Below are 26,847 nucleotides of genomic sequence, written 5' to 3' on the forward strand. Positions count from 1 at the left end.
ATAGGTACAAAATGCTGTGATCATTGAACTAGTACTAGAAGCTCTTTATTTTAGAAACTGTTGTAGAAAAAATATTAGAGCTTCTTTACGTAAGTGAGTGGTCACAAATGATGAATCTATATAGCTAGATAAAAGGCAGAGAGGATGTATCTGTAATTTGATACATCCTCCTGTAGTTATATAGTTACAAATATATTTATAAAATTGGAGGTTAACTTAATAAACCTCTATTTTATTTTGGAATTTAGTAATTTTCACAAACTACTTCAAAGTATCCTTGTGGCTTTTTACAAACAGGACAAATAGAAGGGGCTTCTTCTCCTTCGTAAATATATCCACAGTATTGGCATCTCCAAGTAGTTTTTTCAGATTTTTTGAAGAAAGTTTTTTCTTCTAATTGTTTATATAATTCATTATATCTTTTTTCGTGATCAGCTTCTATTTTCCCAACTTCTTCAAAGATAAAAGCTATATCATCAAAACCTTCATCTCTAGCTTCTTTAGCAAAGGTTTTATACATATCTGTATGTTCATAGTTTTCTCCACCAGCAGCATCTTTTAAGTTATCTAAGGTTTCTGGCATACCATCATGAAGTAGTTCAAAATATATTTTTGCATGAGACATTTCATTTTTTGCAGTTTCTTCAAAAATATCTGCAATTACATTATAGCCCTCATCTTTGGCTTTACAAGCATAGTAAGTATATTTATTTCTAGCTTGAGATTCACCAGCAAAAGCTGATTTTAAATTTTCTTCTGTTTTACTTCCCTTTAGATTCATAATCTTTCCTCCTTGAAATGAATTTATTAGATAACCTCCACTAAAATTCACATAGAGTTTCTATTTGAATGCTTAGTGGGTATTATCTAGAAGCGTGAGGCTATTTATGGAAGATAGGAATATTACAGCCTCTAGCTATCAGATAAAATTATTTTTACCCATTAAAAAATCAAATATTCTTAAAAGTAATAATTGTGTTGAAATAGAGTTTAATCTGTCCAAAGGAAATATTTGTAAATAAGTTCTTAAATGTATAATATAGTTACCGAAGTAATTGAGAATAATATTTCAATTAGTAATATTTTTTCAATAGATATAATATTATCTATTAGAGAGATTGTCCATATAGGAGGGATATTATAAATATATTTTTTAAAAAATTTTTTCAATTTATAATAACTATTTTTTTATTAACTTTCGCTGTATTTTATATGTCTAGATTAGCACCAGGAGATCCATTAGTTTCTTTCTGTGGCGAGAGAGTAGAAAGGATGAATGAGACTGAAAGAGAAAAGGCTATGGAAAGATTGGGGCTAGATAAGCCTATAGGAACTCAATATATTAAGTGGCTTAAGGGTGCTGTAAAGGGGGACTTCGGAATGTCCTTTAAGTACAAACAAGATGTAAAGCTAGTTATATCAGAAGTTTATGTTAATACTATCATATTGGGGGGATTAGCATATATATTAACATTTTCCTTAGCATTAATACTTGGAATATTTTCTGCACTTCATGAGGATAAATTTATAGATAGAGTTATTTGTACTATAGGAAATATAACAAATTGTATTCCTTCATTTTGGGTAGCGTTAGTCCTTATATTAATTTTTAGTATTAATTTGAGTTTACTACCAACAAGCGGAGCTTATTCAATAGGAAAAGAATGGGATTTGGTAGATAGGATAGAGCATTTAGTTTTACCCTTGATAGTACTTATTTTATCTCATCTTTGGTATTACACATACATGGTAAGAAACAAATTATTAGAAGAAATTAAAGAAGATTATGTATTATTATGTAAAACAAAAGGAGTGAAAAGTAAGGTTATTGTTTATAAACATTGTTTAAGGAATATAATGCCTTCATTTATTAGTATAATGGCTATTTCAGTACCTCATATTTTAGGGGGAACTTATGTTGTAGAACAGGTATTTTCTTATCCAGGACTTGGTTCACTTTCTTTCGAAAGTGCAAAATATCATGATTATAATATGCTATTAATTCTTTGTCTAATAACAGGAGTTGTAGTAGTTATAGCTAACTTAGTAGCAGAAATAATAAAGGTTAAAATAGACCCTAGAATGAAGCACTATAGGAGGGATGAAATTGAGGTTTAAAGCATCAGACTTTGAAATAGCTAAGAAGGATTATTTTCAAAAGGAAGTAATTATAGAAAAGAAAAAAGGTTTAATTGATTATATAAGAGGAAAACCTATAATATCAATTTTATTTTTAGTACTTGTAATAGGGGGATGTATATTTGCTGAATTAATAATGACTAAAAATCCTAAGTATATGGATTTAGCAAATACTAATATTGCTCCATGTAAAGAATTCCTTCTTGGAACTGATTCTATGGGAAGGGATGTATTTTCTATGATTTGGTATGGAGGCAGAATTTCTTTGTTCATAGGATTCTTAGCAACAATTATTTCAACTGCTATTGCAGTAGTATATGGAACTATTAGTGGAAGTTCTTCAGAATTAATTGATGATATTATGATGAGGGTCACAGAGATAATTCTTAGTATACCTTCTATTCTAATTATAATTTTCCTTCAAGCTATACTTGGAAATGCTAATCCAATTTCTATATCTATAGTAATTGGATTAACTAGCTGGATGAATATAGCTAAAATAGTTAGAAGTGAAGTAAGACAAATAAGAAACTATGAATATATAATTGCAGCAAGGATTATGGGAGGAAAATTTTTTTATATACTTAAACAACACTTATTACCTAATTTTATAGCAGCAATAATGTTTATGGTGGTAACCAATATTGGAGTGGCCATAGGAACAGAAGCAACTTTAAGTTTTTTAGGAATAGGTTTACCCGTAGAAATAATATCTTGGGGAAGTATGTTATCTCTATCAGAACAAGCACTTTTATCTAATTATTGGTGGATAATATTAATACCAGGTATTTTTTTAGTTGTAACTTTAGTGTCTATAGCTAATATTGGAAATTACTTAAGAAAAAGTAGTAATAAAAAATCAAATAATTTATGATATTGGAGGGGTTTTATGAAATTTAAAGGAGTAAAGATTTTGTCTTTAATAGTGGGGTTAAGTTTAATGGTTGGATGTGGTACAACTAGTGGAAAAAGCGAGGAAGATAAAACTACGAGTAATAGTACAGAAAAAGTTTTAGTTTATGGTAGTGGTGATTATGAGCAAATAAATCCAGCTATAAAAGAGCATGGAGAGATAAATTCATTAATATTTACTGGACTTACAGCTCATGATAAAGATAATAAAGTTATACCAGCCCTTGCTGAAAATTGGGAATTTGATAATAAGAGTAATACCTATACATTTAAATTAAGAAAAGATGTAAAATGGCATGATGGAAAAGAATTCACAGCAGAAGATGTAAAATTTACAATAGAGGCTATTCAAGATGAAAAAAACCAATCAGAAATTGCATCAAACTATGAAGATATAGTTGAAGTAAAGGTTAATGATAATTATACTGTTCAAATAGTATTAAAAGCACCTAACGTTGCTATGTTAGATTATTTAACAGTAGGAATACTTCCAAAGCACCTATTAGAAGGCAAAGATATAACTACAGATTCATTTAATCAAAATCCAATAGGAACAGGTCCTTTTAAATTTGAGAAATGGGATAGAGGACAAAGTATAACTTTAGTTAAAAATAAGGAATACTTTAAGAAAGAACCAGCTTTAGATAAAGTAGTATTTAAAATAGTGGAAGATTCAAAGGCAAAGGTAATGCAATTAAAGTCAGGTGAATTAGATTTAGCTCAAGTTACTCCAAAGGATATGGATGTTTTTAAAGGTAATGAAGATTATACAATTAATATAATGAAAACTGCTGATTATAGAGGCATAATGTATAATTTTAATACACCTTTATTTAAAGAAAATAAGGAATTACCTAATGCTTTAGGTTATGCTATTAATAGACAGGCTATAGTAGATAGTGTTTTATTAGGACATGGTGAAAAAGCCTATTCTCCATTACAAATGGGACCATATAATAATCAATCTATAGAGAAGTTTGAATATAATCCAGAAAAAGCTAAGGAAGAGTTAGAGAAATTAGGTTGGAAAAAGGATGATAAAGGTGTTTATGAGAAGGATGGTAAAAAGTTATCCTTTGAAATAGTTTGTGGTGAAGGGGACCAAGTAAGAATAGATATGGCTAATATATGTGCACAGCAATTAAAAGCTATAGGTGTAGAGGCAAAGGTTGTTGTCAATACGAAAATAGATTGGGCTAATCAAGATAGTTATTTAATTGGTTGGGGAAGTCCATTTGATCCAGATGACCATACCTATAAGGTGTTTGGTACGGAAAAAGGAGCAAATTATAATGCTTATTCAAATTCAAAAATAGATGAAATTCTTCAAAAAGCTAGAGAAACTGATAATAATGAAGAAAGAATTAAATTGTATAAAGAGTTCCAAGAAGAAATGGTTAAAGCTATGCCTTATACTTTTATTTCATATATTGATGCAATTTATGTTGGAAAATCAGATATTAAGGGATTAACTAAAGAAACTATTTTAGGACATCATGGAGTAGGAATATTTTGGAATATAGAAGAGTGGAGTAAATAATTTAATTTTAATAAACTAACATGCTTTTTAGATTAGGTAATGAGTAATTTTATAGGGGATGAATTAAGTGAGTATTTTATTAAATGTGAAAAATTTAGTTGTTAATTTAAAGGTATCAAATGGAGAAGTGAAAGCAATTAGAAATATATCTTTTACTGTAAATAAGGGAGAAACATTAGCTATAGTAGGTGAATCAGGATGTGGCAAATCTATTTTGTGTAAAAGTCTTATAGGTATTTTACCTAAAAATGGATATATTAAAGAAGGAAGTATACTTTTCAATAAAGAAGATCTTTCTAAGTTTTCTCAAAGAGAATTTGAAAAAATAAGAGGTAAAAAAATAGCAATGGTATTTCAAGACCCTATGACTGTCTTAAATCCTACCTTTTCAGTTGGGAAACAAATTATGGAGACTATTTTATTACATGAAAGATTGGATAAGAAAAGTGCTAAAAAAAGGACTATAGAACTTATGGAAATGGTGGGTATAGATAATGCAAAAAATAGATTTAATCAGTATCCTCAGCAATTTTCAGGAGGAATGAGACAAAGAATAGTTATAGCCATAGCCTTGGCTTGTAAACCAGAACTTTTAATAGCTGATGAACCAACAACAGCTTTAGATGTTACTGTTCAAGCTCAAATATTAGAGCTTCTTAAAAAACTCCAAAAGACTTTAAACTTATCAATAATTTTTGTAACACATGATTTAGGAGTAGTAGCAAATATAGCACATAGGGTTGCTGTAATTTATGCAGGAAAACTCGTAGAAATAGGAAAAGTAGAGGAAATCTTTTTTGACTATGAACATCCTTATACAGAAGCACTTATAAATTCACTCCCTAATTTAGATAATAAAAATGAATATTTGCCTAGTATAGAGGGAATTCCTCCGAGTTTAATTAATCCACCTAAGGGAGATGCTTTTGCAGAAAGAAATAAGAGAGCTTTAGTAATAGATTATTTAGAGGAACCACCAATGTTTGATATTAGTGAAAGTCATAGTTCTGCTACTTGGCTTTTGCATCCTAAAGCATATAAAACTAAAATGATTTTAAATTTAGAAAAAGATAAAAAGGTGAATCATGGATAGAGAAGTAATTTTAGAAGTAAAAAATCTAAAGCAATATTTTAAGATAAATAAAAATCTAACTATCAAAGCTGTGGATGATATTTCTTTTAATATATACAAGGGGGAAATTTTTGGTTTAGTTGGAGAATCTGGATCAGGGAAATCTACTACGGGAAGATCTATAATAGGAATAAATAAGGTTACTTCTGGAGCGGTTTTATTTAATGGAAAGAATATAGCTAATAGAAAAATATATAGATTAGAGAGAAAAAATATTAGTAAAGAAATACAGTTTATATTTCAAGATTCTACATCATCATTGAATTCTAGAATGACTATAGGGGAAATAATAGGTGAGCCTTTAAAAATTCAAAAAGTATTTAAAAGTAAAGAAGAAATAGAAAAAAAAGTATATGAATTAATGGAAACTGTTGGCTTAGAAAAAGAATGTTTTAATAGATACCCCTATGATTTTTCTGGGGGCCAAAGACAAAGAGTTGGAATAGCTAGAGCTTTAAGTATAAATCCTAAATTTATTATAGCTGATGAACCAATAGCTTCTTTAGATGTGTCAATGCAAGCACAAATAGTTAATTTGTTTAAGAAATTAAAAAAGGAAGAAAGGCTTACTTGTTTATTTATAGCTCATGATTTAACAATGGTAGGTTATATAAGTGATAGAATAGGGGTTATGTATAATGGAAAATTAGTTGAAATAGCAGAAGCAAAAGAACTTTATAAAAATCCTATTCATCCATATACAAAATCTCTTATAGAGTCTATTCCAAAGCCTAATCCAAGGTGTAAAAATAAAAAATTTACAATATATGATTATAAGATTTATAACTATAAGGATGAAAAGCCTTCTATGAGAGAAGTGAGTAATGGACATTTTGTTTATTGCTCTAATTCTGAATATAAAAAATATAAATTGCTACTAAATTTCAAATAGAGTTCAAGTATTATCTAACTTTTAGTAGAGATTATTTTTTAGGAATCTGTGTTTATTTACTTTTAGTTTATAGAATGTTGGAGTATTGCAGATATAAAAATATATAGTAAGGATTATAGATAAAAAATCACCTAATAACTAAGACTTTTATTAGGTGATTTTTTATCTATAAATTAGTATTTTAATTAATAACACTCAAAAGCATCAATAGTCCGTAAATCTATTCCAAAGTTACTCCATCTATCATTAGTCCATCTATATCCAGAAATAGAATTTTCACCTATCTTAGTGATAAAAGCCCAATAGGAACGATTATCTTTTTGCCAAATATAAGTGTATTTGTATAAGCAGAATTTTAAAGCATTTTGATTAACATCTTTTACTATAGGATCAGCATAGGCTGTGGTTATCGATTCATCTAAAGTTTGACTATTTTCACTTGGTCTAGATGGTATATAAGATGGTGGAGCTTCTAGAGGCTCTTTACTATTAGGGTCTATATAATAATTATCTATCCAATTAATAGGCAGAGATGACATTGTTGAAGCTTGTGACCTTGGAAATCCCCATCCAAATGGAGGTCTTGGAGGTATCCATCCAACTGGAGGCCTTGGAGGAACACAGCCAAATTGAGGATTACATCCAACTGGAGGTATCCAACCAATTGGAGGAACCCAACCAACTGGAGGTATCCAACCAACTGGAGGTATCCAACCAATTGGAGGCATCCATCCAACTGGAGGTCTTGGTGGTCTTGGAGGTGCTCCTGAAATTGGAGGTCTTGGTGGTCTTGGAGGTCTTGGAGGTGCTCCTGAAATTGGAGGTCTTGGAGTTCTTGGTAGTGAAGAAGGATAATTATTAATATATTCACCCATATACTCACTATACATTTCAGGTGTAAAATAACCTATGTTTTTGTAATCAAATTCAGATGTAAAATCATCTAAGTCTCGGTGATCAAGTGACAAATTATTATTAGTAGTTTCATTATCATTCTTAGAATTTTCTTCACCTATAAAATTCAAAAAACTAGAAGGATAAACTATATCCATAAATATCTCCTGTAATATTATTACTACAATATAATATTATAAATATTAAAAAAAAGTGAATAATGCTAATTGATTATTTTATAGGAAAGTATAATGCATTCAGATGGAGTCAAAACTCAACCTGAATTAAGTCTACGTTTATATTTAGTTTATGGAATATTGGAATATTATAGATACTAATTACTAGATAAAGTGTAAGTTTTGGAAATAAAAAATGTAAACATAGTTTTTTATTTATTAAAAAAATGTTATATTATAATTAGGTATGTAAATTAAAGTTATTTATATAATTTATGACAGTAGGAGAAGATGACATGGAATCAATTCGTTTTGGAGGGACATGGAATATTCCTGGAATAAAAGAAAATTTAAGTGGGGATGTCCATATAAATAATCGAGAAGGCTTAATATCTTTAAAAATATATAATATAAATAAGTATATAATTAAAGATAATATAGAGTTAATAAATGGTATATTAACTAATGGAAGAAAAATAACCTTAGTTGATTGTAGTGTCTTAAATATAAGATTTGAGAATACTGAAAGAGAGGCAATTTTAATAGAAGCTAAATATGCAATCAATGATTTAATATTTGAGAAAGTGGAAGATATAGTCTTTTATAAGATGTCATTTAAAGTATCAAATATAATAAAATGGTCAGGACTAAGTGGATTTTATAATCCAAGTGTAAAAGAAAATGATTATTGTTTAGAATATAGACTTAAAAGTCCAATTGAGTACAACCTAGATGAGGAAACAAAAATTATATTTTTACCTAAATTTAGTGCTAAGGATGTAAGTGTAGAATCAGAGGATATAAGATTAGAGCAGTCAGTATGGATAAACATAGTAACTGAAAATCCTAAATCCATGGATGAAATAATGGATATATTAACCAAGGTGTTAAATTTAGTGAGATTAGGAAGTGAGAAAAAGGTTGATATATTAAAAGTAAAAGCTTATGCTGAAAAAGACAATGATAAGTTTATTGAAATTTTTACAGATAGTGAATTTGAAGAGGGATATGAAGAACTTTATGAAGGAGAAACACTTTTTAAATTAGAGGATTTAATAGAGGGAGAAATAAATCTATTAGATAATTGGTTTTTAAAATATGATTTATTAGAGCCTATTATAGAGTTATATTTGAGTACTTTACATTATAGTTATATGTCTACAAAAAGAAGATTTTTAAATATAGTACAAGCATTGGAAGCTTATCATATGAGATTTTGTTATAATGATGGACCTTTATTTGTAGAAAAAATAGAATATTTATTTAAAGATAATGAAGAAAAGGAAAGACATTATAAAGAATTTAAAACTATTAATCAAAGAAGAAAAAAATCTATATTTTTAAAAAATAGACTAAGTGATTTAATCATAGAAGAGTTTGGAATAGATACATATTTAAGAGATGAAGAGCAAATACAGAATTTCTTAAGAGCTGTAGTTGATACAAGAAACTATCACACACATTATTCTTTAGAACAAAAGGATAGAATTCTTGTAAAGGGAAGATTAAAAGAAGCAATTCATATATTAAAATCTATTTTAGAATTTTATCTTTTAAAAGAAATAGGTTTCTTTGGAGAACATATTGATATGAAAATATTAAAAAGGATTGAATTAGCAAGTGAATTATACAGCTATGATTATTCTGATGAAAAAGCTAATGAAGCCTTAGAAATGCTTCAAGAAGAAATTGATGATGAATTAGATATATTAAAAGATTAATAAAAAGTGGGAGTTGCATCAAATCAGCACCTTAATTTATATTGCTTTTATAAATATATTTCTTTATCTGCCGAGATAGCTATATAGGTACAAAATGCTGTGACCATTGAACTAGTATTAGAAGCTCTTTATTTTTGAACAATAGTTTCGTAAAAAAATTTCCATTGTTTGAACAAAGTGAGTTTGGAAATTTTAGAAACTGTTGTAGAAAAAATATTAGAGCTTCTTTACGTAGGTGAGTGGTCACAAATGGTGAACCTATATAGCTAGATAAAAGGCAGAGAGGATGTATCTGTAATGTGATACATCCTCCTTTACTTTATTTTAATAGTATTCCTAATATAGATACTATAGCTATTATGAATATAAGATTTACTTTTCTTGAGAATATTAAAATCGCAGCTACTATAGTTATTAAAATTTGAGAATAGCTACTATAAGCTGTACTAGTTACAGATATAAAAGCAAATATAATTAGTGCAATAAGTGCAGGTTTCATACCTTTCATTGCAGCTTTCCAAGTTTTAGAATCCTTGAATTTGGAAAATGCAAAATAGGCTATGGTTACTAAGATAAAAGGGGTGGTTATTAAACCTAGTATTGCTACTATGCCACCAATTAAGCCAGCCATTTTAAAACCAACAAAAGCCGTTAAGTTAACGGATACAGCTCCAGGAGAAATTTGAACAAGACCTATATATGATGTAAATTGAGCATTTGTTAACCAATGATGGTCATCAACTAGTATTTTTTTTATAAATGGAAGCATTGCATAGCCACCACCAAAAGCTAGTGTTCCAACCTTTAAAAAAGCTATATATAATTTTAGTAACATTATTTTTCCTCCTTAAATATGAACCTGTAGACAATTATTCCGTATATAGCGGATGCAATTACAATAAAAGCAGGATTAATTTTGAAAACCCCTAAAGCAATTAAGGCTATTAATGAAATAATTATATTATGAGTACTTTTCTTCATTTTTTTACCAAAGTTAACTACAGCTAAAAGCATCAACATAGGTACTGTTGCATCTATACCTTTTAAAATGTATTTAACATAAGTATTTTCTTGAAAGTTCATAAAGCATGTAGATAAAATAAAAATAAATACGAAAGGAGGTAATAAGGCTCCTATAAGTGCAGCTATAGCACCAGGGAGCTTAGCAATTTTATAACCTACAAATAAAGAAGATGTTACAGCTAGAGGTCCTGGGAAACTTTGGCATAAACTTATAGTTTCTATGAATTCATCTTCACTTATTAATTTTTGTTTACTTACTAAATCATCTTCAATTACTCCAACCATAGCATATCCACCGCCATGAGTAACAAGAGCAACTCTAAAAAAACTGAAGAAAACATTAAAAATTTTTTTCATTAGTTTAGTCACATCCTTTTTAATCAATATGTTTTAAAATAAGGGTTATTGCAGCCCCCATAGAAATAATACTTTCTTTAAAGTAAGAGGTTTTAGAATAAATAGATTCTATAGAAGAATCATTATTATTAAATGATTTTATATTTTCTATTAGCTTTTCAAATATATAAGGATTTTTTTGAATTAAAGGACCATTTATAATTACTTTATCTGGATTAAGGATATTAGAAAAATTATTTATTCCAATAGATAAGGCATATAAGGCATCATCAATAGATTTTAGAGCTTTTTTATCTCCTAAAAGAGCATTTTCTATAATAGAATCAATATTAATTTTACTAGAGTTATCATCTAGGTTATAGTTAGATTCTATTGCTGAAATAGTTCCATATAATTCAAGACAACCATTTTTACCACAAATACATTTATCTCCATTTAGATTTATGGTCATATGTCCTAGAGCATCGTAAATTTTATGATGAGAATCCATGATTTCTCCATTATTAACTAGTCCATATCTTATACCTAATCCTAAGTTAAGATATATTATTTTTTTCAAATTTGCATCTTGATTTATGAAGAACTCACCTAATGCAGCCATATTTGTACCTCTATCTATAAAAATAGGAAGAGAAAAGTATTCTTCAAATAAAGCTTTTACATTTAATTCAGACCATTGGTTATTTAAAAAGTTAGAAAGAGAACCAAAGGTTCCTGATTTTAAATCTATAGGTTCTACAACTCCCAAAGAAATACCTATAATTTTATTTTTATCTATAGACAAATTATATATAGTATCAGAAATTATTTTGCTTATTTTGGTAATTGTACTTTTAGGATCTAAGTCTATAGTCATTTCAAATCTATTTTTAAATTTAATATTTAAGGAGCTATCAACTATAATAATTTCAGAGTAACTTCTAGAGATATCTATACCAATAACAAAGAATTTATTAGGAGAAGGTCCATAAACAATAGGTCGTCTTCCTCCAGTAGAGCTTTCAAAACCTATTTCTTCGATTAAATTTTTAGCAATTAAGTTTTGAAGTGCTCTATTTACAGTGGTTTTAGGAAGATTCATTTCTAACATGAGATCTTTCTTTAGTTTTTTAGAAGTTAACAGTGATTTATATATGTTTTTTTCTATAGAACTTAATTCTTTAAATTCATTCATAAGTACCTCCTATACTTTAGTCCGAAATGGATTTAAGTTGATTATAATATTAATTATTTGTTAAGTCAATTAATTTAATATTAATAAGAAGGGTTTTTAGTTAAATAAATTTAATTGTATATAATTAAATTTCTAGTGAAAAGTAGTAAAATAAGTATATAGATAAAATAAAGAGGTGATTTATTGTGAGTTATTTTGAAGAAAGTTTAAAATTGCACGAAAAATATAGGGGAAAAATATCAATTGAATCTAAAGTTGAGGTTAATACAAGAGAAGACTTAAGTTTGGCATATTCTCCAGGAGTAGCAGAGCCTTGTTTAAAAATAAAAGAAAACAAAGAAAATGTTTTTAAATATACATCAAAAGGAAATTTAGTAGCAGTAATAACAGATGGATCAGCGGTTCTAGGTTTGGGGAATATTGGAGCAGAAGCTTCATTACCTGTAATGGAAGGAAAAGCAATATTATTTAAAGAGTTTGGAGGGGTAGATGCAATTCCTATAACTGTAGATAGCAATGATGTTAATGAGTTTGTGAATACTGTTAAATTAATTTCAAAAACTTTTGGAGGAATAAATTTAGAGGATATTTCGGCACCTAGATGTTTCGAAATTGAAGAAAGATTAAAAAGTGAGCTTGATATACCTGTATTTCATGATGATCAACATGGAACTGCAATTGTAGTATTAGCAGCTATTATGAATTCACTTAGGGTAGTTAATAAAAAAATAGAAGAGGTTAAAATAGTAGTTAATGGAATGGGAGCAGCAGGAACAGCTATAGCTAAACTTCTTAAATCAGCAGGGGCAAAGTATATAGTTCCTTGTGATAAGGTTGGGATTTTAAGTAATAATGAGCATTTAGAGGGACACTATAAGGAACTTGCTGAGCTGTTTAATAAAGAATCTATAAGTGGAAGTTTAAGTGATGCATTAGTAGATGCTGATATATTTATAGGTGTATCAGCACCAAATATATTAAAGACAGAACACATAGAGAGAATGAAAAAGGATTCCATTATATTTGCAATGGCTAATCCAAATCCAGAAATAATGCCGGAAGAAGCTAAAAAGGGTGGTGCTAGAATTGTTGGAACTGGAAGATCAGATTTTCCAAATCAAATAAATAATGTTTCAATATTCCCAGGATTGTTTAGAGGAGCTTTAGATGTTAGAGCTAAAACAATAAATGAAGAAATGAAAGTTGCAGCAGCAAAAGCTTTAGCAGAGTGTATTGATGAAAGTGAATTAAATGAAAATTATATTATACCATCACCTCTTGATAAGAATATAGCTAAAAAAATAGCTGAAGCTGTAAAAAAAGTAGCTATAGAAACAAAAGTTTCAAGGGTATAAGAAGTATAGAAAATAGAAAAAGGGACTGTCTCATAATAGAACTATTTTCCATATCAAAACAGAAGATAGAGAATTTTAAATGATATCATGTTATTTAAAGAAAAAGGGATTATCTCTAAGTAAGAATTTTATTCCACTTTGAGACAGTCCCTTCTTTAATATAGAAATTTAGGGGTAATTTAATACACAATAATTTTTTATTTTATGATATGGAAATTAATTATACTAATTCCCAAGCAGAACTCTTATCAGGAGCTTCTCCTTTAGTCCACCATTTAGCAGTATAAGTTTTACCATTATATACTACAGTATCTCCAGCTAAATAAACTTTATTTGAATCATAGGTATCCTTAGATGGTGCTGTTTCTTTTTCTACAGTTATTATAGCCGTAGCATTAGTTTCAAGTCCTTTACTGTCTTTTACTTTGTACACTAATGTATAAGTTCCTGCTTTTGTAGTATCAACAGTACCTTCAATAGTTATTTTAGATGTTAAATCACCATCTTCTTTATCAGAAGCTGTAACACCAGCTTTAGGATCAAATTTCTCATTAAGTTTAACTGTTTTGTTTGTTACACCAGTTAAAACAGGTGCTGTATTAGGATCTGGAGTTACTGCAGAATCATCAACAATTTTTATAGTTCTTTCAACTTTAGCTTCTAAGTTTTTTGAATCTTTAACTGTATATATTAGTTTGTAAGTTCCAACTTTAGTAGTATCAACAGTACCTTCAATAGTTATTTTAGAAGTTAAGTCACCATCTTCTTTATCAGAAGCTGTAACACCAGCTTTAGGGTCAAATTTTTCATTAAGTTTAATTTCTGTATTAGTAGCACCATTTATTGTTGGAGCTGAGTTTACAATGATATCGCTATTACCAACAGGATTCTTGCCGTTAAATGTGATGTTTCTAACACCAGAGAAGCATAGTCCTATCATACCTTGTACTGTAATTTTAGCACCAGGGTCAATTCCTTGCCAAGCACCACCTGTTATAGTAACTCTAGTGAATGTATCATTTATATCTTCTGTAGTAGCAGTACCACCCCAAGAAGACTTATAAACAGCTGATTTAGGTAAATCAAATGAAACAGTCCAACCACCTTCTATTTTTTCACCAGTATGGTTAGTTATATCTAATGCGTAAGTATAGTTAGGATGGTCATAAACTCCACTTAATTTTACATCAACATTAATAGGTTCTAAATTGGCAATTTCATCTTTACTTTCTTTACAATCTCCCATTTTATCTAAGCCAGCTTTTAGACGTTTAGTTAATGTATCTCCAAAAGTATACTTACCTTCATTTATTTTTGTAGAGCCTTCAACATAATTAGGGTTAAGTCCATAGTCACCATTCATAACCCAAATTAAAGCACCACCAAGATTCTTATCTTCAATATATTTAACTCTTTCATCAATGGATTTTTCATTTTCAAAAGATAAGAAAGTTTTATCTTTATCATTCCATAGATGAGGAACTTTACCAATATCATCCCAGTATTCCTTTACATTAGGGTCTTGATCCATTAAGTTTAATCCATGCCATAGAGGATTAGCACCAGCAGGTTCTAAAACTCCATCACCATCTAAGTCATCTCCCCATATATTATATTTACCTGAAGCAGGAGTTTTACTTGTTCCATGTAAGCCATTAGTACCACCTTGAACATTTTCCCAACCTCTAGTATAGTAAGGAATTCCCATTAATATTTTTTCAGAAGGAAGAACTCCTCTATAGTATCTATAAGCCCAATCCATATTAAGTACAGGCATTAACATAGCAGTGGTTTCTTTATCTGCTGGATCTGGATATATATTAGCTAAATTTTCAACAAACTCATTCCAACCACCGTGGAAGTCATAGGACATAACACTTAGAAAGTCTAAATTTTCAGCATATTCATTAGAAGACACTCCTCCAAGAACCCATGAAGAAGCAGTAACAGCAGCAGTTAAAAGATAATTTTCACCATCAGCTTTTGAAGCTGCATCTAGTTTTTCTCTTAACGTTTTCATTAATAAGTTATATCTCTCATTTAACTTAGCTCTTCTAGGTTCACTTAAATCAAAGTCATCTGGATTACCTGATTGAGATGTGGATGAAGGATATTCAAAGTCAATATCTACACCATCAAATCCGTAGGTTCTAATAAAATCAACGCAGGAGTCTGCAAAGGTATTTATTCCAGCATCAGTATCTAACATTGTATAGAAACCTCTAGAACCGGCCCATCCACCTACAGAAATTAATAAATCAACATCAGGATATTGTTTTTTCATTGTTTGTAATATATTAAAATGACCTTTATAAGGAAGAGTAGGATCTAATTCTACTTTTTTTCCTTTATGAGTTAACTCATGATCTGAAAAATCTTCTTTAATAGCGGCATGTTCATCGCCAAATTTAATTTTATTTGTTTGAGGGTCTATCATAGCGAAGGAATATTGGATATGAGTTAAACTATCCCATTGTAAATCAGCTACATCAAAGTAAGCTTGAGCTTCACTTTTATATGCCCATTCAGGGAAGTAACCTACAATTTTTCTTTTTAAATCTTTATTTTGACTAGATGTTTCTGATGCTAGTTTTTTACTTTCAGGCTTTTCAATGGCGGAAGAGACGGTACTAACATTTAAAAAAACACAAGATGATACTAACATAGTAGCAACTATTTTTTTGAATTTACAACTTAACAAAATATTTTCCCCCTTAAATATTAAACTATATTTTAATATTAATTCTCATGGAAAAAAAATACAATAGAAAACGTTCATAAAATTATTACAAAAAAACAAGTAGAAGTAGATTTAAAGGGTAAATTATTTTTATTGTATAAGGGAGTTTAATATTTAAAATTTACAATAATAGAGTTATTAAATTTGAAAATAAACACTAAAATTTAGATAGAGTTAAATTAAGTTCTAGTTTATAGAGAAAAGTTGGATGAGGATAGAGAAAAGAACTTTTAAACTTACTATAATAAAAACTCTCATAATGCAAAATAGCAGTATATGAGAGTTTTTTTGATAAGTATTTAATTTTTACTCAAGTAAATCAAATATTATTGATACTCTTGATCTGGCAGAGTTTTATTTCCGTAGATAAAGTCATATAAGTTTTGATTAGTTTCTTCTTGATTAAATGTTAAGAACCATAAGCCATTTATAGTTTTACCAATACAGTTACTGTCAACAGGAACTCTAGCTTTAATTATAGAACTAGAACCAGTAGCAAGTATTTGTTCACCAAATTGCCAAATTTGTGAATCGCTCATGTTTGTTTCAAGAGCAGGAGCAATTTTATTTAATAACTCAGGATATTCACTTACTGGACTAGACTTAACTTTTTGGAATAATTGTTCTATTACAGTTCTTTGTCTGTAAGTTCTAGCATAGTCACCACCAGTATTATGTCTTATTCTTAAGTAAGCCATTGTTTGTATACCATTTAATGTTTGAAGACCTGGTTTATCTATAGGTGGTGCATCAGGCATATGATCTAAAGTTTTTAATTGATCATATGGAGATTGTATAGCTTTAACTTCAGCTGGACTCAAGTTAACTTGAATTCCACCTAATGAATTTATTATATCAGGTAAAGTAGTAAAGTTAACACTTATAAAGTTATGTATGTTTAAGTGATAATCTTCATTTAAAGTTTTCATAGCCAATTGAGGACCACCATAGTAATAAGCAGAGTTTACTTTACCCATACCATGTCCTGGAATTGGAACTAAAGAATCTCTTAGTATAGAAACTAGTTTTAATTGATGAGTAGTGTCATTAACAGACATAACCATTATAGCATCTGATCTACCAGGTACCCCTTCAGGTTCATCGACACCAAATAAATAAATATTATGCACACCAGTAAATTTAGAAAGATTTTGATCTACAGAGTTACTTATTCCTAAATCATTCTGGTTAATATTTACCCTGTTTATTTTTCCTAAATAATGTTCGACTACAAAATAACTAGAACATAGTAAAACAATTATTGCTACTATGATGATTATAACAGTTATTATAGCAGTTTTTTTCTTATTAGATTTATTTTGTTGTCTTCGATTGGGTTTTTTATCTTTTGTCATAAAAAATTCCTCTCCATTTTAAAATGTTAACTTTTTGTTAATAAAAATAAAACAAAAAGTAAATTAGTTGTTAATCAACTGTAATACATTATAAACTCATATTTTTAAGTAAATGTTACAAAAAGTTTAAGATTAAAAGATTTTTATTAATATAATATTTCCAATAAAGGAATTATAAAATAATTAGCTGTAAATAAAATATATATGATTTGTTAATATTAAAAAAATAATATACTATAGAATTAACTACTATAAATTTAATTTAATAATAAAATGAAAATTTCCTAGGAAATAATTGAATAAAATTATTTCAATGCATTTTATTATGTTAAAAATAAAATAAATTGATATAATTAAATGTATAATTTTTAATTATAAATGATTTAATTTATATATCAAGGAGAATATTAATGAAAAAAGTAAAAAAGAAAGTTATTATAGTAGCTTTAATTGGAATTGGAATTACATTTGTTTCTATAGATTGGAATAGAATTATTATTGGAAATTTTAATTCACATATAAAAAATCAATTACGAATAGCTGAAATGGAATCCAATTCTAATAATCAATATATGTCCTTTGGAGAAAATATGGTAGTTAACTATAGTGGGCAAATAGAAAATAAAGGTCAAATATATAACGAATTAGTGGCTAGTGCTAATAATATTTTAGCTAAAAATGGAATATATTTATCAAATGATATAATCAAAGTAGATTTTAATGATATAAAAGTAATGAGTGGAATTAAATACTATCCTGTTGAAGTTTATACAATAAATGATAGTACAAAAAGAGAACTAAAATACTCCTTTTATATAAGTTTAGATTCTAATATAATGCCTAATGAAGATTCTAATGAAAAAATTGGAATAAATAATTCTATAAGTATGGTTAATGATTTTGGGAATAATAGTCAAGTAAATTCAACTTATGATTTAAATAGTAGTGAAATAAATAATTATAACAATAATGAAATGTTCACTGATCAACAAAAGAAATTATACTATAAATTATGTGAAATGGCAGAGTTAAATATATTTGGTACAACTTATGTAAATGGTTATAATTTTGTAACAAATATGGCAACACCTATAAATTATAATGGAAGTAGCTATTATGAAATATTAATGTATAATAATAATCTTAGAAATAGCGAAAATGGTGGATTATTATATAAATTTTTTATGACTGCTAGTGGGAATATAGTTCCATATACTGATATAAGTGTTACTTCTAATAATACAACTGAAAATAACAATAACAACAATAATAATAATAATTCAAAAGCTAATATAAAAGCTAATATAAAAGCTAATATAAAAGCTAATGGGAATGCTAATAATAAATCCACCGATATAAAAGAAAATACAACTTCTAATAGTAAAGATAATCAAAATAAAAATAAATTCAGTAAGAACTTGAGTAATAATCTTTATAAATTAGTTATAGAATATGAAAATTTAATGCTTAGTAATAAAACTTATAAATTCAATATAAACTCTGAAAAGGAAATAAAAGGAGTTAAATATTATAATATAAAAATAACTGGCGATAATAATTTTATAGATAATTTTTATATAACAGATAATGGTGAAATTTATAAAGATTTAAGCAAATCATAAAATAAAGTTTAATATAGTTTGAATTTATTAGTGCACGCTTAAACTTTTAAAGGCAGTAACTTTAAGTCATAGACTTATAAACATACAATTAGATTTTAAGTAGTTTATCTGATAATCAGTGCTTGAAATATTCAAATTTTCTATAAGCTGGAGATAAATAGATACGCATCTCTAGATAAGTCCCACTAAAATTCAGATAGAGTCAAAATTCTATCTGAATGAAATCTTAATTTATTATAATATTAAATGTAAGTAGAGAAGTAATTATAGACTATAAAATATACTTATTATAGTTAAAAGTAAGAATCAATAAGGAGAGATTAATATGGAAAACTTAACATTATATAATCCAACTAATATATTTTTTGGTAGAAATGTTGAAGAGAAAGTAGGAGAAGAAATAAAAAAATACGGAAGTAAGGCTCTTTTACATTATGGAGAAGGAAGTATAAAAGAAAGTGGGCTTTATAGTAAAATATTAGAAATATTAAATAAAGCAGGTGTTCAATTAATAGAATTAGGTGGAGTAGAAAAAAATCCTAAATTAGAGTTAGTAAATAAAGGTATAGAATTCTGTAAAAAAAATAATGTTGATTTTATTTTAGCAGTAGGCGGTGGAAGCGTAGTAGATTCTGCTAAAGCTATAGCTTTAGGCGCTAATTATGATGAGGATGTTTGGGAGTTATTCGAAACTAAAGATGATAGTATAGAAGCTCTACCTATAGGAATAGTTTTAACTAATCCAGGCTCAGGGAGTGAAGCAAGCAATTATGCTGTATTAACTAATGAAGATACAAAATCTAAAATTACATATATATCAAATAGCCTATATCCTAAATTTTCATTTTTAAATCCAGAGTTATGTTTTACTTTAAATGAAAAGCAAATAGGTTCAGCTGTAGCAGAGATATTATCACATTTAATAGAAAAGTACTTATTAAATACAAAGAACGTTGAAATAACAAATAGATTAATTGAAGGAACTATGAAAACTGTAATAAATAATGCTTATAAAGTAATTGAAAATAATACTAGTTACGAAGGGTTTTCAGAAATAATATGGTCAGGGGCTGTTGCTCAAAATGATATTTTATCAACAAGTACTTTAAAAAGGTTAGAAGAACATAGTTTAGAAAATCAAATATGTGCTAATTATGACTTAGAACATGGAGAAATACTTTCAATAATGTATCCAGCTATAATGAAGTTTTTAGCTAAAACATATGGTGATAGAATAGCTCAATTAGGTAGAAGAGTATTTAAAGTCACTGGTGAAAATTTATCTATAGAAGAGATGGCTATTGAAACAGCTAAAAAATTAGAAGAGTTCTATGCTTCTATAAATATGCCTACAAAATTATCAGAGCTTGGTGTAAAAGAAGAAGAACTATTAGAGATTATTAATAAAATGACTAATAACGGAAATACAACAGTAAATGAATTCTTAGAGCTTAACAAAGAGGATATTTATAATATTTATAAATTAGCATTTTAAACAAAAAAGGGATGTATCTAAATTTAGATACATCCCAATTAAATTTATTTTACCAAAATCCATCTCCGCCATCGAACATGTCATCAACTAACTCACCGGCAACATCACCAGCTATGTTTCCAAGAATATCAGCTTCAATCATTGTTGTAACTGGGTTAGAACCAAACATTCCACCACCCATGCCCATTGGAGCACCGTAATTCATGTTGTTATAACCATATCCAGGATTTCCATAAGAGTTGTACATTTCATTTCTTTGCATCATTTCTCTTTGTTGGTTTAGCATTTGCTGCTGAGACATTCTTCTTTCTTGTTCGGCTCTTTTCATATAATTTATTCTATCTTCAAATCTTCTTTGTTCTTCTATTCTTTGTTCGGGAGATAAAGTCATCATTCTTTCATTATGAAATCTTTCTTCTTGCATTAGTTGTTCACGAAATCTTTGTTGAGCCATTTGTTCTCTTTGCATGAACTCTTGTTCCATCATTTGATTTCTTCTAAGAGCATCATTGTGAGCCATTTGTTCTCTTTGCATCATTTCTCTTTGCATCATTTGTTCTCTTTCCATTTCGTTTCTTATTATTCTTCCTTCAACTTCACCTTCAACGAAACCTTCAAATATATCACCAAAAAGACCCATGTCGATTCCTCCTTTGTAAAACTCTCCTGTAATTGTGAGTTTAATAAAATAATTAATAAGCATTTCACTTATTGAATAAATTTTATCACCTAAATAGAAATATATCAATATAATATTTTAGATATATTTTTATTTATATATTCAATTTGGAATATATAGCAATAAAAAGTAAATAAATTTAAATTTTTATTATATATTCCATAGGGAATAGAGATTTATATTATTAATGATAGTATTATTTTAATGTAAGAATATTAGAGCAGTAATTTAAAGGGTTTATCTTATAGCTAGAGACTGTAGTATTCGTATAAGTAGGAGATAAACAGTCTCACGTTTCTAGATAACGACCACTAAGCATTTAGATGGAGTCAAAACTTTACCTGAATTAAGTCTACGTTTATGTATTATATATTTTAGGTTTTAAGTTAAAGGAAGATAATAGATAATAATGAAAATAAGATGTAGGAAATGTAATTTAATGTTTATATGAAATATATTATTTTAGGTAATTAATAAAATTTAATTTTTTTAAAATTTACTATAGAATTATAACCTTAAATGGTAGTAAAATAATATGTAAGGTGTTTAACTTATGCGATATTTATTTTTAGAAGGGAAAGAAAAATGGAGAAATTTTTAAGTATTATTATACCAATGTACAATAGTGCAGATCACATAAATAAAACTTTAGAAAGTTTAAATAATGAAAATGATATAGATTTTGAGATAATATTAGTAGATGATGGTTCTACTGATGATAGCATAGCTGTTGCGGAGAATTATTTAAATACTATGAAAGTAGGATATAAAATCTTAAAGGAACAACATAAGGGGCAAAGTCATGCTAGAAATAAAGGTATAGAAAATGCAAAAGGAAAATACATATTATTTTTAGATTCTGATGATTTTATAAATGGTAATTTAGTTGAAGTAATAAAAAAGAATATTTTAGAAGATACAGAAATATTAGTATATGATTATTTAAGAGTAGACAAGAACTATGTTATTCTAGAAAATAAGGAACAAAAGTTTGACTATAAAGAAGGATATCATTTTGGGATAGATATATTTAATGCTTATAAAAATAATGAATTAAGATTATGGACAGGAGCATTAGTTTATAGCAGAGAGTTCCTATTAAAAAATAATTTGAAATTTTTAGAAGGTGCTTATGCGGCGGAAGATTTAAACTTTATATTTAAAGCATTATTTAAGTCTAATAATGTAAAAGTTATAAAAGATGTATTGGTATATTACTATCAAAGAAAAGATTCCTTAACAAATAAGCCTGATATATTAAAAAATATAACAGTTATAGATTCTTTTGAAGATGTAGTTAAGTATATAAAAAGTAATTCATTATCAATTGATTTAGTGAATTCTATAGAAAAAGAATTTATACCTGAGCATATAATGTATCAAATTTGTGGTGCTTTAACTACGGATACGAAAAGTCAAGTTAAAGAAGCATTAAGAAAGTCTAAGGCAAGACAATATTTAAAAGCTATGAATAAGGAAAGTACTAGATATGGAAAAAGTGTATATACATGGGCTAAAATGGCTTCAATGATGCCAGGAATGTTTATGAATATATATATAAATAAAGCTGGAAAAAAATAAAAAAACTAGAGCAAAGGCTCTAGTTTTTTTACCATTGTCCAGGATATGCAACTATATAAACAGTTACAGGTCTTCTTCCCCATGAGTTACAAGCAGATTCTGAATTCATGTATAAATCTATAATATCTCCTTTAATAGCTCCACCTGTGTCTGAAGCTATAGCATATCCATATCCAGGTATGTAAACTTTACTTCCTAGAGGGATTACGCTTGGGTCAACAGCTATTGTACTTATACCATTAGGATTTCTTACAGGTTTTAAACCCATAGCAGTCAAAGTTCCACCAGTATAAGCAGTGGCAGTCATACTAAGTACTTTTTTATAGCCGTTAGTAGGGCTGTTGTTACTAGAGCTTGATCCGTTATTGGAATTACTACTAGAATTATTATTAGAAGTATTATTGTTAGAACTTGTATTATTATTAGAACTTACATTACTACTTTGTTGTGCTTCTTTTTGAGCTTGCTCCTGAGCTGCTTTTTGTTGAGCGGCTTTTTCTTGAGCTGCCTTTTCCTGAGCAGCTTTTTGTTGAGCTTCAATCTGCTGTATTTTACTATTACCAGTATTTATAGCCGTCTTAGCAGTATTTATTACAGAATCAACACTAAGTTGTGGAAGTATCTCATTAAGAGAACTAACAGCAGACTTTAGTTGATCAATAGACGGATTAGAAGAATTTATAATATCTACAGAGTAAGATATTAAAGAATTCTCATTTTCTGTAATAACTGATAATACAGAATTTCTTTGAGCATTAAGCTTGTCTATTGTTGTCTTTTGACTTTCTTTCTTTTCATTTAAACTAGCCAAATTCTTTTCATTTTCAGCTTGTAAATTAGACAATTCCTGCTCTTTATTCTTCATACTAGTCATGTCATTATTTAAAGTTTGTTTATTTTGATTCAAACCAGATATTAAGTTATCATCTAGACTAATTATTTTTCTATAAGCTTCTAGTCTAGAAAAGAAATCTGAAAGACTATTTGAACTGATTAAAAATGCTATTGGATTAAAATCAACTTCATTTTTATACATTGCAGCAAGTCTTACCCCTAAAATCTTTTGTTTGGCATCTATTTCTTTTTGTACATTATCTATTTGTGTTTTTGTTTCATTTATTTTTTGAGTTGTTTCTTGCATTTTTTCGTTATTTTCTTGAGTTTGTGCATTTAACTGCTCAATTTGAACATTCAAATCAGATAATTGTGCATTAAGGTCTAGTATTTCATTTCCTAGAGCCTTATATTTTGCCTTATTCTCTTGTATATTACTTGTAGTAGCGGTTTCTGGTGCAGCTAAAGCTTGTACACTTGTACCAACTACAATTGCCGAGGCAAGAGATAAAGACATAAATTTTTTAAACATAAAAGTTAAAACTCCTTCCTTCAATTGCGAATTCACTGTTGTAACTTGGACAATATTTTTTATGACTTTTTTCGACTATGTTTTATATTATAACATAGAAGTACAAAAAAAGTGAAATGGAATTAAATAAAGGTTACAAAATAGTTACAAAAACTCGAGCTAAAGTTCGTATACGTATAGAACTTTAATGGTGAGATATGGGTGATAATTTATTATATATAGAGCAAAATACGTATAATAATTTTAAAAGAAATAAAAAAATTCGTATAAAAAAATTAAGTGGGATAATAAAAAAATTGAACATACAAGTAAAATAAATTCAATTTATTTACTTAATTTAAAATAAAAGTATTAAAATTGAGTGAGAAAAAATAAAAAAAAAATTTGCGAAATATTAATAATTTAAATTTATTATATATAAACATGAAAAAAGTTAGTTTTATAGTAAGTTTATAAAGAAAAGAATAGATTTTTCAATGATTTTTTGTAGTGGAAAATTTAATAAAAAGAAAACTAACTTTATTAAGAAAATTAATTTTCTTAAGATTTTAAAAATAAAAAATAATTATAATTTAAGAGTTAATATTCGTATTTTATGAAAATTAAAGAATAGAAAGTGCTTATTGATATTGTTTTTCATTTAAAATTAGATATAAATATAATAAAATGGTATAATTAATATTATATTGGGGTGAAGAAATTGACTTATAGAGATGAAACAAAAAGAATAATAAATAAAACTATTAAAAATATGAATAAGACTTTTCATGAAATTCATGAAAATTTAGATAAAGTACTTCATAAAGCATTAGTTAAATCTAATACCCATGATATATTATTACACAGAGCTGATATATTAGTTGTTAATGATAATAGAAAATATATAAAAGATAATAAATTTGAAAAAAACATTGTTTGGTGTTTAAGCTTATATGATTTAACTCATAATGTAAGTAAAAGTATAAAATGGCTTAGACCATCATATTCAAGAAAGCCAGATGTTAGAATATCAACATTTTTTAGGCTATTTTCAGAGCATTTTTATAATGAAGATAATAAAAGCAATTATTTTGGACGAAAAGGTAATACAGCTTTAGAAAGTTTTAAATTTTTTGCTAATAAGGCTTTGCAATATCAAAAAAAAGGAAAACAAAAAAAATGTATGAGATATTTAAGCTATGCATGTCACTTTTTAGCAGATATGAATGAGCCACATCATGTAACTAATAATATACATAAGCCAACTAATTTTATCGGGGAAATAATAGATTTTGCTAATATTGAAGGAATCGGACAAGGAATTTTTTCTAATCATTCAGATTTTGAAAAGATAGTTAGGAATTGGTTGAAAGATGAGGAGAAATCTTCTAAAATTATTTCAAAATATACTAAAGGAGAAAGTTTGCTATTAAGTTCTGTCTTAGATAGTAAAGAAATATACAATTATATAGTAGGTAAAAGAAGTACTGATGAAGAAGTTAAAGACAAGGTATTAATGGTTAAGGAAATATATAATAAGAATTTAGATTTAGATTTAGAGGAATATTGTACTTATATAGCGAGAGAAAGTGCTATATATGCTCGAGAATTTATTGAGGAAACTAGAGAAAATAATAGTAAAGAGCAAATGCTAGCAGCTGTTAGAACTTTGAATATGGCACAAGTTCAATTAGCTAGATTTATGTATTATTTTTGTAATTACATAGAAAGAGAAAATAAGTAAAAAGACTAATTATAGTAGAATTAATATAAAAGTTTAGAATATAAGTTAAGAGATAACTTTAAAATTTAACTAGAGTCAAAATCCTCTATGTAAATTAAATTTTAGTTTATTTAAATTTTACTAGTATTATGGAGGTATGTAATGAATTTATACGTTTCAGATTTAGATGGAACTTTATTAAATAGTGATAAAGTAGTATCTAATTATAGCAAGGATATATTAAATAATTTAATAGAGAAGGGTGTTATGTTTACAGTGGCAACTGCAAGAACACCAGGAACAATTAATGATTTATTAGATGGATTAAATATTTCAATACCAGTTGTGTTGATGAATGGTGTAATAATATATGATATGAAAAATAAAAATTATTTAGATTTTAAAACCATTAATAAAGTAGCTATAGAGCAGATATTAAATGTAGTAGAAATAAATAATAAAAATATATTTTTATATACTATAGAAGAAAATAAATTAAATGTATATTACAAAAATTTAGACTTAGAATTTGATAATAACTATTATAAGGAAAGAGTAGTAAGTAAATATAAAACTTTTATAGAAACAGATTCATATAAAGCTATAGGAGAAGAAAAAGATGTGGTTAATATTGTAATTATGGACAAACTTTCTGCAATAAAAGATATTTACAATCAAATAAAAGATATAGAAGGAATATATGTTAACTATTCACAGGATATATATGATGAAAAATGTTACTTCCTTGAAATCCATAGTGATTTAGCTTCAAAGGCTAAAGGAATAAAGGAACTTTCAAAATATGTTCAATATGATGAATTAATATGTTTTGGAGATAATACAAATGATATTTCTATGTTTAAAATAGCTCATAGAGCCTATGCTATGGGAAATTCAGTTGATGAATTGAAAAAGGTTGCTACTAAAGTTATAGGAAGCAATAATGAGGATGCTGTAGCTAAATTTGTGAATTCTGAAAACAATTTTTAAAT

General features: G+C 27.5%; 21 protein-coding genes. 12 read left to right on the top strand and 9 right to left on the bottom strand.

From position 1 onward, the window contains the following. Positions 1 to 244: 244 nt before the first annotated feature. Positions 245 to 781: a rubrerythrin gene (rbr, locus tag ARA19_RS08725; protein ID WP_055070589.1), complete on the bottom strand. Its 537-nt coding sequence runs from the start codon at positions 779 to 781 to the stop codon at positions 245 to 247. Positions 782 to 1,146: 365 nt separating this feature from the next. Between rbr and ARA19_RS08730 the strand changes: the two genes are divergently transcribed. The 5 genes from ARA19_RS08730 (at position 1,147) to ARA19_RS08750 (ending at position 6,615) form a co-directional block, all read left to right on the top strand. Further along, positions 1,147 to 2,118 (top strand): ABC transporter permease, encoded by a 972-nt coding sequence (locus ARA19_RS08730; protein WP_242862442.1) that lies wholly within the window; start codon positions 1,147 to 1,149, stop codon positions 2,116 to 2,118. Next, entirely contained in the window at positions 2,102 to 3,013 is a 912-nt protein-coding gene (locus ARA19_RS08735; RefSeq protein WP_055070591.1) for an ABC transporter permease, read from the top strand. The genes ARA19_RS08730 and ARA19_RS08735 overlap by 17 nt, the downstream gene beginning before the upstream one ends. 15 nt (positions 3,014 to 3,028) lie before the next feature. Then, the gene (locus tag ARA19_RS08740; RefSeq protein ID WP_055070592.1) at positions 3,029 to 4,591 is read left to right on the top strand and encodes an ABC transporter substrate-binding protein; all 1,563 of its coding nucleotides are present in this window, start codon (positions 3,029 to 3,031) and stop codon (positions 4,589 to 4,591) included. Positions 4,592 to 4,658: 67 nt separating this feature from the next. Then, on the top strand, positions 4,659 to 5,684 hold the full coding sequence (locus tag ARA19_RS08745) for an ABC transporter ATP-binding protein (RefSeq protein WP_055070593.1): 1,026 nt from the start codon (positions 4,659 to 4,661) through the stop codon (positions 5,682 to 5,684). Beyond that, entirely contained in the window at positions 5,677 to 6,615 is a 939-nt protein-coding gene (locus tag ARA19_RS08750; protein ID WP_055070594.1) for an ATP-binding cassette domain-containing protein, read from the top strand. The genes ARA19_RS08745 and ARA19_RS08750 overlap by 8 nt, the downstream gene beginning before the upstream one ends. A gap of 185 nt (positions 6,616 to 6,800) precedes the next feature. Here the strand turns inward: ARA19_RS08750 and ARA19_RS17150 are convergent, their stop codons facing one another. Beyond that, positions 6,801 to 7,667, bottom strand: coding sequence for a hypothetical protein (locus ARA19_RS17150; protein ID WP_084764410.1), 867 nt, complete (start codon positions 7,665 to 7,667; stop codon positions 6,801 to 6,803). Between the two features lie 314 nt (positions 7,668 to 7,981). Here ARA19_RS17150 and ARA19_RS08760 point away from each other — a divergent pair, with 314 nt between their 5' ends. Next, positions 7,982 to 9,406 carry an ApeA N-terminal domain 1-containing protein gene (locus ARA19_RS08760; RefSeq protein ID WP_055070595.1) on the top strand — a complete coding sequence of 475 codons (1,425 nt, stop codon included), beginning with the start codon at positions 7,982 to 7,984 and terminating at the stop codon, positions 9,404 to 9,406. A 319-nt stretch (positions 9,407 to 9,725) separates the two neighbouring features. Here ARA19_RS08760 and ARA19_RS08765 read toward each other — a convergent pair whose 3' ends face one another. From ARA19_RS08765 to ARA19_RS08775, 3 genes are read right to left on the bottom strand one after another with little or no spacing between them, the layout of a single operon-like run. Beyond that, complete coding sequence (locus ARA19_RS08765; protein WP_242862418.1) at positions 9,726 to 10,241, bottom strand: chromate transporter; 516 nt, start codon at positions 10,239 to 10,241, stop codon at positions 9,726 to 9,728. Further along, positions 10,241 to 10,786, bottom strand: coding sequence for a chromate transporter (locus tag ARA19_RS08770; RefSeq protein ID WP_055072091.1), 546 nt, complete (start codon positions 10,784 to 10,786; stop codon positions 10,241 to 10,243). Before ARA19_RS08770 ends, ARA19_RS08765 begins: the two co-directional genes overlap by 1 nt. A gap of 19 nt (positions 10,787 to 10,805) precedes the next feature. Next, the gene (locus ARA19_RS08775; RefSeq protein WP_055070597.1) at positions 10,806 to 11,960 is read right to left on the bottom strand and encodes an ROK family transcriptional regulator; all 1,155 of its coding nucleotides are present in this window, start codon (positions 11,958 to 11,960) and stop codon (positions 10,806 to 10,808) included. A gap of 185 nt (positions 11,961 to 12,145) precedes the next feature. Between ARA19_RS08775 and ARA19_RS08780 the strand changes: the two genes are divergently transcribed. Next, a complete protein-coding gene (locus tag ARA19_RS08780) occupies positions 12,146 to 13,315 on the top strand; it encodes an NAD(P)-dependent malic enzyme (protein WP_055070598.1) in 1,170 nt (389 codons plus the stop codon). Between the two features lie 220 nt (positions 13,316 to 13,535). Here the strand turns inward: ARA19_RS08780 and ARA19_RS08785 are convergent, their stop codons facing one another. Both ARA19_RS08785 and ARA19_RS08790 read right to left on the bottom strand, forming a co-directional pair. Then, entirely contained in the window at positions 13,536 to 16,016 is a 2,481-nt protein-coding gene (locus ARA19_RS08785; protein ID WP_084764412.1) for a glycosyl hydrolase family 18 protein, read from the bottom strand. Positions 16,017 to 16,381: 365 nt separating this feature from the next. Next, complete coding sequence (locus ARA19_RS08790; RefSeq protein WP_055070599.1) at positions 16,382 to 17,410, bottom strand: LCP family protein; 1,029 nt, start codon at positions 17,408 to 17,410, stop codon at positions 16,382 to 16,384. 410 nt (positions 17,411 to 17,820) lie between these two features. Between ARA19_RS08790 and ARA19_RS08795 the strand changes: the two genes are divergently transcribed. Together ARA19_RS08795 and ARA19_RS08800 are read left to right on the top strand one after the other, a co-directional pair. Next, the gene (locus tag ARA19_RS08795; protein ID WP_055070600.1) at positions 17,821 to 19,032 is read left to right on the top strand and encodes a hypothetical protein; all 1,212 of its coding nucleotides are present in this window, start codon (positions 17,821 to 17,823) and stop codon (positions 19,030 to 19,032) included. A gap of 325 nt (positions 19,033 to 19,357) precedes the next feature. Further along, the gene (locus ARA19_RS08800; protein ID WP_055070601.1) at positions 19,358 to 20,527 is read left to right on the top strand and encodes an iron-containing alcohol dehydrogenase; all 1,170 of its coding nucleotides are present in this window, start codon (positions 19,358 to 19,360) and stop codon (positions 20,525 to 20,527) included. Between the two features lie 49 nt (positions 20,528 to 20,576). Here ARA19_RS08800 and ARA19_RS08805 read toward each other — a convergent pair whose 3' ends face one another. After that, the gene (locus tag ARA19_RS08805; protein WP_055070602.1) at positions 20,577 to 21,167 is read right to left on the bottom strand and encodes a CCDC34 family protein; all 591 of its coding nucleotides are present in this window, start codon (positions 21,165 to 21,167) and stop codon (positions 20,577 to 20,579) included. A 624-nt stretch (positions 21,168 to 21,791) separates the two neighbouring features. On the opposite strand from ARA19_RS08805, the gene ARA19_RS08810 reads away from it, so the two are divergent. Then, positions 21,792 to 22,787: a glycosyltransferase family 2 protein gene (locus ARA19_RS08810; RefSeq protein WP_055070603.1), complete on the top strand. Its 996-nt coding sequence runs from the start codon at positions 21,792 to 21,794 to the stop codon at positions 22,785 to 22,787. Positions 22,788 to 22,815: 28 nt separating this feature from the next. On the opposite strand, the gene ARA19_RS08815 is transcribed toward ARA19_RS08810, so the two are convergent. Next, positions 22,816 to 24,153, bottom strand: a complete 1,338-nt coding sequence (locus tag ARA19_RS08815; protein WP_055070604.1) for a 3D domain-containing protein — start codon at positions 24,151 to 24,153, stop codon at positions 22,816 to 22,818. A 700-nt stretch (positions 24,154 to 24,853) separates the two neighbouring features. On the opposite strand from ARA19_RS08815, the gene ARA19_RS08820 reads away from it, so the two are divergent. Both ARA19_RS08820 and ARA19_RS08825 read left to right on the top strand, forming a co-directional pair. After that, a complete protein-coding gene (locus ARA19_RS08820; RefSeq protein WP_055070605.1) occupies positions 24,854 to 25,876 on the top strand; it encodes a zinc dependent phospholipase C family protein in 1,023 nt (340 codons plus the stop codon). 141 nt (positions 25,877 to 26,017) lie between these two features. Then, the gene (locus ARA19_RS08825; protein ID WP_055070606.1) at positions 26,018 to 26,845 is read left to right on the top strand and encodes a Cof-type HAD-IIB family hydrolase; all 828 of its coding nucleotides are present in this window, start codon (positions 26,018 to 26,020) and stop codon (positions 26,843 to 26,845) included. Positions 26,846 to 26,847 lie beyond the last annotated feature (2 nt).

The sequence above is a fragment of the Clostridium massiliamazoniense genome (genome assembly GCF_001403635.1).
Lineage (GTDB): Bacteria > Bacillota > Clostridia > Clostridiales > Clostridiaceae > Sarcina > Sarcina massiliamazoniense.

Excerpts from the sequence above, each read along its gene's own strand:
- ARA19_RS08775 (WP_055070597.1), bottom strand. The coding sequence starts at position 11,960 with ATGAATGAATTTAAAGAATTAAGTTCTATAGAAAAAAACATATATAAA.
- ARA19_RS08810 (WP_055070603.1), top strand. The coding sequence starts at position 21,792 with ATGGAGAAATTTTTAAGTATTATTATACCAATGTACAATAGTGCAGAT.
- ARA19_RS08770 (WP_055072091.1), bottom strand. The coding sequence starts at position 10,786 with ATGAAAAAAATTTTTAATGTTTTCTTCAGTTTTTTTAGAGTTGCTCTT.
- ARA19_RS08765 (WP_242862418.1), bottom strand. The coding sequence starts at position 10,241 with ATGTTACTAAAATTATATATAGCTTTTTTAAAGGTTGGAACACTAGCT.
- ARA19_RS17150 (WP_084764410.1), bottom strand. The coding sequence starts at position 7,667 with ATGGATATAGTTTATCCTTCTAGTTTTTTGAATTTTATAGGTGAAGAA.
- ARA19_RS08760 (WP_055070595.1), top strand. The coding sequence starts at position 7,982 with ATGGAATCAATTCGTTTTGGAGGGACATGGAATATTCCTGGAATAAAA.
- rbr (WP_055070589.1), bottom strand. The coding sequence starts at position 781 with ATGAATCTAAAGGGAAGTAAAACAGAAGAAAATTTAAAATCAGCTTTT.
- ARA19_RS08735 (WP_055070591.1), top strand. The coding sequence starts at position 2,102 with ATGAAATTGAGGTTTAAAGCATCAGACTTTGAAATAGCTAAGAAGGAT.
- ARA19_RS08790 (WP_055070599.1), bottom strand. The coding sequence starts at position 17,410 with ATGACAAAAGATAAAAAACCCAATCGAAGACAACAAAATAAATCTAAT.
- ARA19_RS08800 (WP_055070601.1), top strand. The coding sequence starts at position 19,358 with ATGGAAAACTTAACATTATATAATCCAACTAATATATTTTTTGGTAGA.
- ARA19_RS08750 (WP_055070594.1), top strand. The coding sequence starts at position 5,677 with ATGGATAGAGAAGTAATTTTAGAAGTAAAAAATCTAAAGCAATATTTT.
- ARA19_RS08740 (WP_055070592.1), top strand. The coding sequence starts at position 3,029 with ATGAAATTTAAAGGAGTAAAGATTTTGTCTTTAATAGTGGGGTTAAGT.
- ARA19_RS08815 (WP_055070604.1), bottom strand. The coding sequence starts at position 24,153 with ATGTTTAAAAAATTTATGTCTTTATCTCTTGCCTCGGCAATTGTAGTT.
- ARA19_RS08805 (WP_055070602.1), bottom strand. The coding sequence starts at position 21,167 with ATGGGTCTTTTTGGTGATATATTTGAAGGTTTCGTTGAAGGTGAAGTT.
- ARA19_RS08825 (WP_055070606.1), top strand. The coding sequence starts at position 26,018 with ATGAATTTATACGTTTCAGATTTAGATGGAACTTTATTAAATAGTGAT.
- ARA19_RS08795 (WP_055070600.1), top strand. The coding sequence starts at position 17,821 with ATGAAAAAAGTAAAAAAGAAAGTTATTATAGTAGCTTTAATTGGAATT.